At 47.5% G+C, this 15,332-nt stretch carries 10 protein-coding genes; 9 read left to right on the top strand and 1 reads right to left on the bottom strand.

The genetic code is table 11. The features are described 5' to 3' along the window. Positions 1–4 precede the first annotated feature (4 nt). The 9 genes from ACX1C1_RS15995 (at position 5) to ACX1C1_RS16035 (ending at position 14,330) form a co-directional block, all read left to right on the top strand. Positions 5–1,105, top strand: coding sequence for a GerAB/ArcD/ProY family transporter (locus ACX1C1_RS15995; RefSeq protein WP_458953168.1), 1,101 nt, complete (start codon positions 5–7; stop codon positions 1,103–1,105). A gap of 51 nt (positions 1,106–1,156) precedes the next feature. Beyond that, complete coding sequence (locus ACX1C1_RS16000) at positions 1,157–2,263, top strand: GerAB/ArcD/ProY family transporter (RefSeq protein ID WP_458953169.1); 1,107 nt, start codon at positions 1,157–1,159, stop codon at positions 2,261–2,263. A gap of 20 nt (positions 2,264–2,283) precedes the next feature. After that, positions 2,284–3,381 (top strand): GerAB/ArcD/ProY family transporter, encoded by a 1,098-nt coding sequence (locus tag ACX1C1_RS16005; protein ID WP_458953170.1) that lies wholly within the window; start codon positions 2,284–2,286, stop codon positions 3,379–3,381. A gap of 123 nt (positions 3,382–3,504) precedes the next feature. Continuing rightward, a complete protein-coding gene (locus tag ACX1C1_RS16010; RefSeq protein WP_458953171.1) occupies positions 3,505–4,983 on the top strand; it encodes an alpha-L-fucosidase in 1,479 nt (492 codons plus the stop codon). Between the two features lie 109 nt (positions 4,984–5,092). Further along, entirely contained in the window at positions 5,093–7,342 is a 2,250-nt protein-coding gene (locus ACX1C1_RS16015) for a helix-turn-helix domain-containing protein (RefSeq protein WP_458953172.1), read from the top strand. A gap of 213 nt (positions 7,343–7,555) precedes the next feature. Next, positions 7,556–8,518 carry an ABC transporter permease gene (locus ACX1C1_RS16020; protein WP_458953173.1) on the top strand — a complete coding sequence of 321 codons (963 nt, stop codon included), beginning with the start codon at positions 7,556–7,558 and terminating at the stop codon, positions 8,516–8,518. A gap of 12 nt (positions 8,519–8,530) precedes the next feature. Then, positions 8,531–9,442 (top strand): carbohydrate ABC transporter permease, encoded by a 912-nt coding sequence (locus ACX1C1_RS16025; protein WP_458953174.1) that lies wholly within the window; start codon positions 8,531–8,533, stop codon positions 9,440–9,442. Between the two features lie 134 nt (positions 9,443–9,576). Continuing rightward, positions 9,577–11,235: an ABC transporter substrate-binding protein gene (locus ACX1C1_RS16030; RefSeq protein WP_458953175.1), complete on the top strand. Its 1,659-nt coding sequence runs from the start codon at positions 9,577–9,579 to the stop codon at positions 11,233–11,235. Between the two features lie 119 nt (positions 11,236–11,354). Then, on the top strand, positions 11,355–14,330 hold the full coding sequence (locus tag ACX1C1_RS16035; protein WP_458953176.1) for an OmpL47-type beta-barrel domain-containing protein: 2,976 nt from the start codon (positions 11,355–11,357) through the stop codon (positions 14,328–14,330). 108 nt (positions 14,331–14,438) lie between these two features. Here the strand turns inward: ACX1C1_RS16035 and ACX1C1_RS16040 are convergent, their stop codons facing one another. Then, a complete protein-coding gene (locus ACX1C1_RS16040; RefSeq protein ID WP_458953177.1) occupies positions 14,439–15,314 on the bottom strand; it encodes a helix-turn-helix transcriptional regulator in 876 nt (291 codons plus the stop codon). Between the last annotated feature and the right edge of the window lie 18 nt (positions 15,315–15,332).

The raw sequence follows: 15,332 nt of genomic DNA on the forward strand, positions 1-15,332 counted from the left end.
CAGAATGGATTCACCCGTCATATCTTTGCGTCAGACATTCTGGTTGTATGTCAACAGTCGTTTTATTATTACGCTAGTGTTTATTCCGCAATTTACAGAGATGGTCACGAGCACAGACGTTATACCGGCTATGCTGCTGAACTTGCCGATGGATCTGTTATTTGCAGTTGTCTTTGTGCGGCTATGGCTTCATTACCCGAATCAAACCTTGGTTCAATACACAAAAACGATTGCAGGCCGATATCTGGGAACATGGATAGGCATGTGTTATCTGATTTATTTTTTGCTTCACTTAAGCATTACGTTGCGAATATTCGAAACCTTTATGTCTACAAACTTTTTCCCGCGGACGCCTCCAGCGATAATCAGTTTTAGTATGATCGCCATTGCTGCTTATTGCATTTTTATGGGGTTAGAGGTGCTGGGTCGCTGTGCGGAGGTTTTGGCTCCTATAATCTTTTTATGTATCCTCGTGTTTGTTGGATTGGCCGCTCATGATGGCAATTGGCAGCAAACGATACCGATCTGGGATCATGGCGTAGGTTCCATACTAGTGACCAATATTCCGGCCTCATCAAGATGGAATGAGCTCGCCTGGATGGCGATGATTATGCCTTTTGTTTCCGGCAACCACAAGATTATCCGGGTTGTGGTAGGCGGCGTATTGTTCCTCAGAATCATTTGGCTTGCGCTATTAGGTACTATGGTTGCAGTATTTGGTCCGGATTCTATCCAACGGCTGCAGTTTCCGACTCTGGAGCTTGTTGAGATGACATCTATTGGTGATTTTTTGGATCGAATTGAGGTGTTTGCATTAGGGATTTGGGTTTGCGGAGCTTTTTTGAAGCTTGGCATTTTATATTATGCAACCGTACTTGCCACTTCGCAGTTGACAGGGCTAAAGCGGCCTCGATCCATTATTTTACCTATAGGGTTGTTAGGTGGCTTGGCGTCCATGTGGTTGGCTGACAATGCCGTTGAGCTTAGAAGCTTAGGGAGATCGATGACTTTTGTTGATATTCTGTTTTGTATATTGCTTCCATTGATGCTGTTAGTGTTGCATCAATGGAAGCAATGGCGGCGTCAGCTCAAGTTGAATGCATGAGCTGATCTATTATGCTGTCGGCATACCATATGAACAAAAGGGGTGAATACAATGGAAGTGTCCAAACTGGCATCAAGGCAGGTTTTCTGGTTGTTTGTGAACAGCCGGTTTATTATTTCTCTGGTGTTCATTCCCGCTGTAGTCGATCTTCCCAACACACGCGATTTATTTCCTGCAACGTTCGTTTTTTTTGTATTCATTGTACCGTATGTGCTGGTATTCGTTTCATTATGGCTGCAATATCCCAACCAAACGCTTGTCGAATATAGCCCAATCCTGCTGGGAAGGTTTCTCGGAAAAGCCGTCGGGGGTATCTATATCGGTTATTTTATATTCAACGCGGCACTGACACTCAGAATTTTTAATGATTTTCTGCTTTCGAGGTTTTATATCCAAACACCGCAGGAGGTCATCGGATGCGGTATATTGCTGATTACAGCTTATTGTGTATATATGGGGCCGGAAGTGTTGGGACGTTGTGCGGAGGTGCTGGTTCCGATGATCTTTCTCGGACTGATCCTGCTGATGATGCTCGCTATCCCGAATGCCCGATGGACATACGTTATTCCGACCTGGGAAACGGATTTGCTCACTTTAATAAAGGCCAATTTACCCACAATCTCTAGATATAGTGAATTGACGTGGATGGCGATGGTTGTTCCTCTTATTGCCGATCAACAGCATATTAAAAGAGATACGATTAGGGCCGTTTTGTTTGTGACGGCATTTGGATACAGTTTAATTATTTTTCTTGTGGCAATATTCGGACCTGATTTGATAAAAACTTTACAATTTCCTACCTTTAATATGGTAGAAATCATTTCGGTAGGCGATTTTCTGGAACGGATTGACGCGCTTGTATTGGGGATGTGGGTCATTGGTGCTTTTTTGAAAATTGGCATCTTTTATTATGTCGCAGTATTGGGCGCTTCTCAGTGGTTAGGCATCAGAGAGTACAAACCGCTAGTACTCCCAACCGGTTTGATTATTATGGTGCTGTCCTTGCTGCTGTTCGCCAATATCGGTGAAGTAAAGGCGTTTGGGAGCTCGATGGTATCGGTAGACTTGCTTGCGGGATTTGTTATTCCGTTGTTGATGTTGACGGTTCATGGCGCCAAGAAATGGCTGCGGCGCGAGCGGCGGCGTGGACAAGCTTAAACCGGCAGGAGGGATATACGATGTTTCGCGTTTCAGGCATACAAATATTCTGGATTCTCTGCACAATGGATATTGGAATGGCAATCTTGCTTACATTGACACCTGCGATTACAGTAGCCAAGCAGGATGCTTGGATTTCCTTTCTAGTCGGGGGGGGATTGAGTATTGTGAGTGTATATGGAGCAACCAGACTTAGCTTGAAGTATCCCAATCAAACGATTGTTGAATACAGCAGGACAATTCTGGGCAATTGGGCAGGGACAATTATTGTAATCCCCTATTTTATTATGTGGGTGTCGACGGCTGCCATTATTCCGCGTCAAGCGGCCGAATTTATTATTATCGAAGGGATATTGCCCAGAACGCCACTCCTCTATTTAATCATATCCATTGTACTCCTTGCACTCTATGCCGCTTCCGGAGGAATTGAAGTCATTGGTCGACTGTCCGAAGTGCTGGGCCCTATCGTATTAATGATGATTGTCCTTACAATTCTTCTTAATGTGAATCATATAAACGTACAAGCGATATTACCCGTTTATTCTGACTCGGGATGGCGGCCAATTCTTCAGGGCGGGCTGACACCCGCTGTATTTATTAGTGACTCCATCATGATGATGATGCTTCTCACGTTTATGAAGGAACCGGATAAGGGGCCCTCCATCGCCGCACTGGCAATTGCCGTATCCACCTTGTTTATGACTACGTCCATTTTTGTCGTATTGGGCAGCTTGGACCCGAATATAGCCTCCAATATGTGGTACCCTTTTTTTGAATTTGCCAAAATGCTGTCTTTATCTGATTTTTTGCAAAATATAGATGTCCTTATTATTGTAATATGGGTGGCGAGTGTGTTTATTAAGTTATCTCTGTATTTGTTTGTAGTAGGATACGGAATTACCCAGTGGCTAGGTACGAGCAATTGGAAATTAACGATATGTATAATCGCTCTGATAGTAACGATTCTGGCAATGGTGCCGGGATCCATCTATGATGTGAATGTTGTGTTTCCCAAGCTGTATGCAATGACGGTGTATCCGTTGAATACATTTGTTATCCCCTGCATCTTATGGGCTGTTAGTCTGTTTCGTCAAAGAGCGGGCCGCTTGCGAAAGTAGCGATGCTGCCGAAGATAGACGAGTTGATGGAAAGTCGGTATTTGACCATCGGAAGTCGGGATCGCTTCTTCTCACTGCAACGTCGAAAGGGCTATGCTAGTTACAGAAGAGGGGCTGATGAGAATGACAAGGATGGATATGGAAAAGGTAGAGGAAATGATCCGGCAAGGACCTTATCAAGACAACTGGCAATCGTTAAGCGGCTACACGATACCCGATTGGTACAAGAAATCAAAGTTCGGCATCTTCATTCATTGGGGAGTGTATGCGGTTCCAGCTTATGGGAACGAATGGTATCCTCGCGAGATGTATTTGAAGGACAGCGGGAGACGAGACCGGCAGGATGTCAGTATGTTTGATCATCATATTGCGACTTATGGTCCGCAGCATGAATTTGGTTATAAGGATTTTATCCCGATGTTTAAGGCTGAGAAGTTTGATCCGGAGGCTTGGAGTGATCTGTTCCGCAGATCAGGAGCGAAGTATGTGATGCCTGTCGCAGAGCATCATGATGGCTTCCAGATGTATGATAGTCAATTGTCGCCGTGGAATGCTGTGAAGATGGGTCCAAAACGCGACATTATCGGTGAACTCAAGCAAGCGGTGCAGAAGCAGCAGATGAAGTTCGCCGTGTCCTCTCATCGGGCGGAGAACTGGTGGTTCTATGACGGGGGGATGACCTTTGCTTCCGATGTGTGTGATGATCGCTACCGCGGCTTGTACGGCCCGGCGCAGCCGAGAGATCCGCAATGGACGATCCACGGAGATGGACCGGATGAGGCTTTCCTCACCGATTGGCTGCTGAGAACGTGCGAGCTTGTAGATCTGTACCAGCCGGCCATTGTCTGGTTTGATTGGTGGATCATGAATGTCCGCTTCAAGCCGTATCTTAAGAAGTTCGCGGCATATTATTACAACCGGGCAGCGGAGTGGGGAATAGAGGTTGCGATTAATTATAAGCTGGACGCCTTTATGCATGGCACTGCGGTATTCGATATCGAACGCGGTCAACTTAATGGCATTCGTCCTGAGCTATGGCAGACGGACACCTCTGTCGCTCGCAACTCCTGGTCGCACAGTGTCAATAACCAATACAAGGATGCTGCGGACATCGTATGTGATCTGATCGATATTGTGAGCAAGAACGGCTGCTTGCTGCTGAATGTGGGACCCAAAGCGGACGGGACAATTCCAGAGGAAGACGAGTCAATTCTGCTGGCAATTGGAGATTGGCTTGCCGTGAACGGCGAAGGGATCTATGATACGACCCACTGGAAAATATATGGCGAAGGCCCGACCCAATCGGGTGAGGAGATGCATACGGAGGGCAAACGAAGCCCTTACACAGACGAGGACATCCGTTTCACATTCAAGGATGGTCGGTTATATGCTTTTGTCATGAAGCTCCCGGAGAGTGGAAGCGTTACGATCCGTTCGCTCTCTGCGCAGTCACGGCATTTCCGCAGCGTTATTACTGGCGTAGAAGCATTGGGAAAAGAAACAGCGCTGGAGTGGAAGCTTTCAGATGAAGGGCTGCAAATCGATGTGTCCTCCTTAGCGCCAACGAAGTATCCCGTAGGCTTCCGAATCGGGATGGATTAGATTAGCTTAGTAGAACGGACGCGAATGTGTGGGAAGCATTCGCGTTTTACTAAAAAATGATAACGCTTTCTTTGTGTATGTGATACAAATGAATCAAAGGGGGGAGATCATGTCCAATCGTCGCGGGAGACCGGTGTTCAAATTTCTTATACCTTATCTCTGTATGCTCCTGCTAGCCTGTCTGGTATCCGTCATCATGTATCAGCAGACCAGCAGAGTCGTCAAGGAAGAAGTGACTAACCGAAATGAGGCCGTTCTGCAGCTGGCCAAGCAGCAATTGGATCGGCAGATTGCAGAAACCAACCAGCTTGCAATCAGTTTGAGTCAAGATCCAAAGGTGCTGGCGATGCAGCAGACCGAAAATCCATACGACCGCAGCAGTATTACGCGACTGCTGGAATTGCAGAAGCAGCTGAAAAACTATTCGGCTATCACGACTCGGACCCTTGAAAGCTATTATATTTATTACACGAAAAGCCGCTTTATCATTTCCCCGGACAAACATAGCTTATTATCTAGAGCATCAGGCGATGAGGGGATGACTGAGTCTATTCAGTCGTTTATTGGAGGGCTGGAGGATCGATTCTATTATCAAGAGATGCTGCCGGAGATGAAGTTTCAGAGCACGAATGGAGAGCTTCGACTGATCCCGTATATTCATACTATTGGCTACCCCAGTTATTACTTATCGCATATTGTCTTGTTTATTGATAGTACAGCTATCCGGATTGCGTTGCGCTCCATTGATCTCTCCGAAGGCGGCTACGCTTATCTGGCCAATCAGGAGGGAGGCATCATCGCCGGTGTAGCCGGAGCCGGAGCCGGAGTCGGAGCCGGAGTCGGAGCCGGAGACGGTGAATGGCAAACTGCAGCGGACCAGTACGGAGATGATCCCCAGATGGCCGGCCAATTCGTGACCTCCATCGGACTTGACGATGGTCATTGGCGGTTGGTTGCTGTGCAGCCTCAGCATATTGTGCTGTCAAAGGTGTTCTATGTCAAAAAAATATCTGCGGTCATTATCATCGGCATGCTGGCTATTGGCGGTATTGCCTCTGTCCTGTTCGCCTATCGCAACAGCCGACCGTTAAAAGCGCTCATTCAGACAGTATTCCAGCTTGAATCGTATAATGAACGGCTGCATCGCAATATCGATGAGCAAAAACCGATGCTGCGGGCGGCATTCCTGCAACGATTGCTGGATGGCGCCTATTCCGGGCAGAAGGAGCTGGAGTCGGTTATGCATCATATGGACATCCCGCTTGACGGTGATAGTTATTCCGTCATTATCGTTCAGCTTCCTTACATTCTGGAATCCATAGATGAAGGTGCGTTAGAGAAGCTGGATATGGAGAAAGCGGGATTGCGGGAGTGTATTGTCGAGCTGGAGGGAGAACGCGCTTGCTTGCTTGACATTGGCGAGAATAAGCTGGCCTTTATTTATGCAGGTGATGCAGGTCATGCCGAGAGTGTTTATATGTGGAAGGAAGAGCTTGCCGCGAAGCTGGAAGCTATTCGAGCATTGTTTCTTGAGCGCTTCCAGCATACCGTACAGTTTGGGATAGGAAAACCATGTGCATCGCTGATGGATGTGTCGGCCTCCTTCGAAGAGGCGACGATCGCTATGTCTTTCGGGATGCACTCGGCGGGCACAATGTCATTCTATGATGATTTGCCAAGACATCCGCAATCGTATTATTATCCGTTCGATCTGGAGCAGAAGCTGCTCAATTATTTGCGCAGCGGGAGTAAGGAGGAGCTCGACAGCACGCTTGACAGCTTGTATTTCGAGAACTTTGTAGAGCGTTCGTTGGTAGGCCCTGTTGTTAGGCTCTTCATGTCCGAAATGCTCAGTACGGCACTCAAGTTTATGGATCAAGCCGGATGGCAAATGTTCGAGGATGAGAGCGAGGATATGATGACGCTGCTGCAATTGCCTCATGCGCCAGCAGATACGTATGCTTGCTTCCAGCGTCTGAAGAAAGTGTTCCATCAAATCGCCAATCGAGTCAATGAACAGAAGCGTCTGCGCAATGAAGAACTGATGAAGGAAATTGTCGGTTACCTGGATGGTCACTATCCAGATCCTTCCTTATGTTTGCCCTTGCTATCCGACCAGTTTCAAATTTCTGAGACCTATCTGTCGTTGCTCGTGAAAGAGTACACAGGCTGCACCTTCTCGGATTATGTGAACAGCAAGCGGATGAATGCCGCCAAGGAGCTGTTAAGAGAATCGGGCTTGAATATTGAGCAAATCGCAGACAATGTCGGGTATTCGTCACTGAATTCCTTCAGCAGAGCATTCAAGAGGATACACGGCGTAACACCTTCCCACTATCGTGCGTTGTCGGGGCAATGACGGGGTTAGTCCACGTAACAATCCTTATAAGCCGCATCTAGCGGCTGTTTTTTTTGTATGGTTGGAAATGCTGAATGAAAAATCAAATGAAGAATGACTTTGTGAGTCAATTGCATAATGGATTGGCAATTGCAGATAGCGCAAATCTTGCCAATCCCGTTATGATCAGGGTGTCGACGAGCAATACGAAAGGAAGAGGGGGACTACAACAGGATGAGAACGGTTACACCCATGCAAACCAAATCAAGGATAAGGTCGCGCCTGCTGGCTGAGCATCTGAAGGGTGCAAAAAAAAGCTGGCAGCTGCTAGTATTGTTTTCCTTGCCGCTGGCTTATCTGATTATTTTTCAGTATTGGCCAATGTATGGCGCTCAAATTGCCTTTAAAGATTTTATACCCGTCAAAGGCATAACAGGCAGTGAATGGGTCGGTATGAAACACATGACGAGGTTTTTTGGCTCCTATGATTTCTGGAGGGTGCTCAAAAATACAATCGGACTGGCCTTCTATCATTTGATCGTCGGTTTTCCGGTACCGATTATTTTGGCGCTTTGCTTGAACTATGTCAGACAGGCCAGATTTAAGCGGACGGTGCAAATGATTACCTATGCGCCGCATTTTATTTCGACAGTTGTGATGGTCGGCATGCTGCTACAGTTTCTTGATCCGCGTACAGGCATCGTAAACCAATTGTTGTCTTTATTCGGAGTGGAGCCGATTCATTATATGGCCAAACCCGAGCTGTTCCAAACCATTTATGTGCTTTCAGACATCTGGCAAAATGCAGGCTGGGGCTGCATCATTTATTTGGCTGCACTGGCAGGCGTCAGTCCGACGCTGCATGAGGCCGCCGTCGTTGACGGAGCCAATAAGTGGCGCCGGATCTGGCATATCGACCTTCCCGGCATTATGCCGGTCATGGTTATTCTGCTGATCCTGTCGATGGGCAATTTAATGCAGACGGGCTTCGAGAAGGTTTATCTCATGCAGAACCCCGTCAATATTACTACCTCGGAAGTCATTGATACTTATGTTTACAAGGTAGGTCTCATTTCGGATGGATTAAATTTCTCCTATGCGTCCGCGATCGGATTATTTAAGTCCATCGTTAATTTAATACTGTTGATTACCGTCAATCAAATTGCACGTGTGGTCGGCAAGGAAAGTCTTTGGTGAGGAGGATCATACATGCCAAGCATCGCACATTCAAGACAAAGAATTAAGGAATCAAGAGGGGATGCGGCGTTCACCTGGATTAATTATTTCATATTGTCCGCAACCGTTCTGGTTACGTTATACCCGCTGATCTACATTGTAAGCGCATCCTTCAGCGATAGCCAGGCTGTCGTATCCGGGAAAGTATGGCTCTGGCCGGTTAATCCGACGCTGGAAGGCTACGAAGCGATCTTCAAGCACAAGCTGATTATATCTTCTGTCATGAACTCCTTCTATTACATGATTGTAGGGACCGTGTTTAATGTAATTTTAACGTTGATGGCCGCTTATCCGTTATCCCGGCGAGACTTCTATGGAGCCAGATTATTTATGATGCTGCTTGTTTTTACGATGATGTTTGACGGAGGACTGATTCCACGTTATCTGCTTGTCAAGGATCTGGGCATGCTCGATACAAGGTGGGCGCTCATTATCCCTGCTGCGCTTAGTGTGTGGAACGTCATCATCACACGAACCTATTTCCGGGTGACGATATCCGGCGAGCTGCTGGAGGCGGCGCAGATGGATGGCTGCAATGATTTCCGATTCCTGTGGAGGATCGTGCTGCCGCTATCGGCACCCATTATCGCTGTTATCAGTTTGTTTTATGCAGTTGGACATTGGAATCAATATTTTAATGCGCTTATTTATTTGAAGGATCAATCGCTTTACCCTTTGCAGATTGTGTTAAAGGATATTCTCGTGCAGAACAAGGTGGATATGAGCATGGTAGCGGATGCCGTTGAAATGGCGGAGAAGGATGCTTTGCGTCAGCTTCTCAAATATTCGTTGATCGTGGTCGCCGCAGGACCCGTGCTTGTCTTGTATCCGTTCGTACAAAAGCATTTTGTCAAAGGTGTCATGATTGGATCATTAAAGGAGTAACATTGGTTTCTTGAATGAGTCTATGGAAAGGGGTGATGCCTATTTCATGAGCTTGCAGGAAATGGTCTAACGGGGTATGCTGCAGCAGCTAAAGATGTATCAAGGGGACAGCAAAAAACAGGGAGGAAATAAAAATGAATAAAAAATGGACTTTTGCATTCGTTATTTTATGTTTGATATTGTCTGCCTGCTCCAATGGGGGCGGCTCCGGCTCGAAGCCAGATAAGGAAGGGACGGATCAAGCAGAGGAAAGCGGTATGACTGCTCCTGGCACTTATCCGATTGTAGAAGAGAAAGTAACGTTAAAGGTGCTTGCTGCTGTTCGGCCGGACGTCGAGGATTATCGGACGAATGAATTTACGAAGTGGCTGGAAGAAAAAACAAATGTTCATCTGGAGTGGGAGACCGTACCGGAATCCAATATGAAAGAGAAATTAAATTTGACGCTGGCGAGCGGTGATTATCCCGATATCTTCATGAACATGGGCATAACAGACGCGCAGCTTGAGATTTATGGCAATCAAGGTGTGTTTCAGCCTCTTGAGGATTTGATAGAGGAGCATGCCGTGAACACGCAAAAGATATTTGCAGAGCAAGAGCATATTAAGCCGGCAATCACATCTAATGACGGTCACATCTATACGATGCCGGATATTAACGAATGCTACCATTGCTATTACTCCGGGAAGCTGTGGATCTACAAGCCATGGCTGGATAAGCTGGAGCTTGAAATGCCGACAACAACAGACGAGCTCTATGAGGTGCTCAAGGCATTCAAGACACAGGATCCGAACGGTAACGGCAAAGCCGATGAGATTCCGCTGTCGGGATCGCCGAAGGGGTGGAACAGCTCGGTTGAAGGGTTCCTGCTGAACGCATTCGTGTACTACGATTTCATCAACGGCGATACGACAAGACGGTTGTTTATGAATAACGGAGCTGTTAATGCGGCGTTTATGACAGAGCAATATAGAGAAGGCTTGCGTTACATGAAGAAGCTGTTCGATGAAGGATTAATAAACGCCGAAGCCTTCGTGCAGGACGGCGATCAGCTGAAGCAGCTTGGCGCGAACGGGGATGCGGTTATTCTGGGCGCTGCTCCGAACGGCAGTCCGATCCCGATCTCCGACAATACGAGATGGAAGGATTATGTCGTCGTACCGCCGCTCAAGGGCCCTGCTGGCACACAATATGTCAACGCACAGAACAGAAAAGGCAATGTCAACGGCCGCTTTGTAGTGAGTGCGACAAGCAAGCATCCTGAAATTGCCGTACGTCTGGCAGACGCATTCTATGATCTGGATGTACAGATGTTCTCCTTGTTCGGCATAGAAGGTGAGGACTGGAAAAAAGCCGAAGCGGGAGAGCAAGGGCTGGAAGGTGATCAAGCCACGTTTGTCCGGCTTAAGAAAACAAATGAGATCGCCAATCACAACTGGAACCAGGCGAATCCGACAAACCGGACGGTCGCTTTCCGTATTGGTGAGGCTATCAATGATCGGGAGAATAACGTCGAGTACATCTTGCATGCTTCGACGAAAAGCTATGAGCCGTTCCGTGATGAATCGGTTATGGTTCCGCCGCTCATCTTTAATGAAGCGCAGTCTTCGGAGCTGCTAGGTCTGCAGAAAACCATTAGCGATTATGTGGACAATATGCTGGTCCAATTTATTATGGGAGACGCCAATCTGGAAAGCGGCTGGGATAGCTACCTGAACGAGCTAAGCAATATGAATATTAAACGATACCTGGAAATTATGCAGGAGGCGTACGATATTCGATACAAAAAGTAAGCGTTAATGGATAACCCCGACAACCACCGAGAGTTCTGCTGCCGAGAACGAGGATGAGTACGTCGGGGTTATTCTACGTTGAGCACAAGGTGCTAATTGAATGAGAGAAAGGGGAATTTATGATGTATAAACGATATTTGATGCTGTTGATCATTTGCAGCTTGTTGGTCTTGCCGCAAACAAGAGGCGCCGCGATGTCATATGAGCTGCCTCCGGATGTGCAACTCCAGAAGGATAATTATGATTCCATCGCAGGCCTCGCTGCTACTTACCCGATTGAATATATAACACAAGTGAATAACGGCGAGAAGCGAGTCAGGCTTATTACCATTAAAAGCGAGATTGGTGCGGTTGAAGGCGAAACCGTCATCGAGCTGCCTCCTGAAATTGTGCGAGTCGCAGGCTTCTTTCGAGAGCTGAATCTGAACGGAAGCCAGATCAAAAATTTGGAGGTTTATTGGGAGGGCCCGACCGGCAAGGAAAAATTAAGCGAATATTTCCGCTCGGAATCCATCATTATGGGACGTCCCTTTCATATTAAGATTCAACCAGGTCAGTACGAGGGTTACAAGCTCAGGCTGACAGGAACGGGAACGCTGACAAGTCTTGTCTTGAATGAGCCGAACGGACTTTCTTCCACATATGATGTCAGAGCATGGGGCATCTTGGGAGAGGATAAGCCGGTATTGCCTGTTGAGGTCAATGTGGACGCCACAACGAGACGCAGTATTGACGGAATCACACGTATGGAGGATGAGAAATTTCGTAGAGTGTACGCCAATCCGCTGGGAGAGCCGGTCACCTACGAAATAGCGCCGTATTTGTCAGAGAGAGGGTTCTTGCCGGGAAGGCAAATGTTCAAGTTCAGAGACGCGCTTGAGATCGGCCATAAGCCGGGCGACCCCTTGCTGACCGAAGATCCGCTGCGTGAAGGATATGCGGACGAGTCGTTCTTCCAGGAGCACTTTGAGCCCGATTCGCAATTAATCAATCAATACGATGAGTTATACGCCCCGGACATGAAATACGTTATCGCCTACGACAATTGGCCGACTTGGACTTGGCCTGATAATATGCCTAATAATCCAAGGGGAACACCGGCCATCGATAAATTCGAGGCAGCGGCGGAACTGGCCTCCCTTTATACAGAAGCCTACAATCGCATGCTGGATGGCAGAGGACCTGCCTATATTGAAGTGAAGAACGAATCCACCATTCGGTCGGAGTGGATTTATCATAATGATCCTGCCTTTGATTCCTGGAAACTGCTCGCCGATTTTCATAATATAACGGCTGACAAAATAAAGGAACGCAGTCCCGAGGTACTGGTAGGCGGGCCGGCCAGCGCTAATATGACTCTGGATACGAGCGTATTCGCAAGTGCAAGAGAGCAAATGAGATTTATGGATCTGACGAAGGACCATCTTGATTATTATTCCCATCATTTCTATGAAGGCAAGGACCTGGTATTAAATGAAACAGACGCAAACTACAGCGGGTATTTGACAGGTCGACTTGAAGCGGTTCTTGATTTGCTCCGAAATCATATGACCATAACCGACAACATCAAACCTATGGTCATTTCGGAAACAGGCACATTGCATTCAGGCTCGAGTGATATTGATTACTGGATTCAGCTGAAAAATTTTAACGCTTATATGATTCGTTACATGAATCGAGCCAATGAATTTGATATGGTTGTGCCGTTCTTCTTGCCGATTAAGTGGTGGGATAAGGGCTCGCCGGATATGCTCTTCCGGTACGAAGAGGACGGCAGTCTGGGCGTTCCTACTCCACTGAAGTATTACCTGGAATTCTGGAAGGACTATCAAGGAGATCTGCTGCCAATTGAAGCGAATAACGACAAGGTCTATGTACATGCAACGCAAAGCGGAAAGGAAATCTACATCGCCGTCAACAATATGAACCCGCAGCGCCTTGATCTGGATTTGAATATCGATCTCGGTGACGCCAAAATATACGATATTGAACAGCGACGTTTGTATCTGGAGCAAGGCAAACTTTATTACGAAACAAAAAAACGGCCGGACTTGAACAATTTGCCCATGGCAGTAGAAGAAACGTCCATCATTAAAATAACATTGGATCGAGCACCAGCTGTGACCGATACTTTGTTGGAACAAACGTATTACGCGGATGAGATGTTAAAGGCAACAGGACAGCCTGCCGCTTTTGAGATAGCCGCTCCAGTTGAACAATTGCAATCCTCTGTCCTTCGGGTATCGTTCGGCAGAGAAAATGGTTTTAATGTTCCGATGAGCGTCATGGTAAACGGCAAACCATATGAAAGAGATGTCAGTTATACGAATAAACCGGGACGTTTCTTCGGGTATGCAGATTTCCACATACCTGCATCCGACATCAAGGCCTTGAACGAGATTGTGGTTTCGCTTCCGCAGCAGAACGGGACCGTCAGCACGGTGGCGCTTCTCAACAAGTATGCTCTTGGAGATGATTCTGATTCGAGCTCGCCGTCAACTGTTGCCAATATTCAAGGTACAGAGGAGAACGGATGGTATCGATCGAATGTCGCAGTGCAATTGGAGGCATCGGACCTCTCCGGTATTGAAAGTACATATTACCGGTTGAATGACGGGGAGTGGAGCCGTTATGAGCATGAAATCGAGATTCAGACCGACGGGATGTTTACATTAGCCTTCTACAGCAAGGATAAGGCCGGTAATGCCGAGCCTGAACAAGTCCGTACGATTGCAATCGATAAGATAGCTCCTGATGTCACCATCGAACCTAGTCTCGCGGATCTGGGAGCACCTAATAAAAAGCTGAAAGATATTACGATTCAGCTTCATGCAATAGACGAAATGTCTGGAATAAGAGACATACAATTGACTGCGATAACAAGCAGTGAGCCGGACAGCGGGTTGTTCGGCGGTGACAGCCCAGATGATATTCAGGATGCGGAGCTCGGCACCCATGATCTGCAATTCAACCTCAGAGCCGAGCTATCTCCGAAAGCAAAGGAACGGGTGTACACCGTTGTATATACCGTGACAGATCTAGCGGGCAATCAGCGGATGGCGGAAACGCAAATTACAGTTTCAAAAGGCAAGTAGATCGCAATATGTACAACAGTAATCGCCATGTGCCAGTCTGAGGACTGCGCATGGCGATTTGCGTTGACAGGATGGTGACCGATAGACTACGAAGGTGGCAGCCCCGCTTTACTTGGCGCCTAGAAGAAAGCGCTCTCTATAGCTGCCGGGCGTGATGCCTTCCTTGCTGCGGAAGGTGCGGATAAAGTAGCTGCTATGCTCATATCCCAGCTCATATGCGATTTCCTGAACACTCGTCATGGTATGGGCCAGCATTTGTTTGGCTCGTTCCATCCGGATATGCTGCTGATATTGCAGCGGGGTCATACCCGTATGCTTCTTCAAGCATCTGCTCAAGTAGTCGATGTGAAAGTGCAGCTCCTCCTCCAGTCTCTTCGAGCTGAAGGGCTCTCGCATGTTGGATTCCAGGTAGCGTGCAATCCGGGTACACAGCTCCAGTGATCTGGACATCGGCTTTGTCTGATGGATGACCTGCTGCAGCTCAAGCAACACCTGGGAGGTCAGCGTATGCAGCTCCAGCGCATTGCGGATAAAGATATGATTACGAATTTCTACCATTCGATCCAGAATCGGTATCAATTTTGGCAAGACAACCTCCGCATGCTTGGGGAGATACATCGCATGCGAGCCGGGATAGGCATCGTCGTCAGTAGGCTGTTGAAGGGACTCCGTCCATTCGAAGCCGCCGCTGTTTAATTCACGGGGAGGAACAGGATGACTGAAGTGAATATAATAGGTTTCGGTATTCTGCTCGCATGGCAGATGTCCAAAGTGGGTGCGTCCAGGCTCGAGCAGCAGCATACTGCCGGCCGCAATCGTGTAAGGGTGGTCGTCTTCGGTCATATACAACGTCCCGTTTGTGACGATAATGAGGTCATATATGCCCCAGCTGCGCTGGAAATGCGCATGCCCTTGTTTCCACCAGGAGTGACCGACAGTAATAAACTGCGGCAATGGCGGAATGATGAATTCCAGCATCTTCATAATGATCCTCCTGCTTAA

Source organism: Paenibacillus sp. strain BS8-2, from assembly GCF_054483835.1.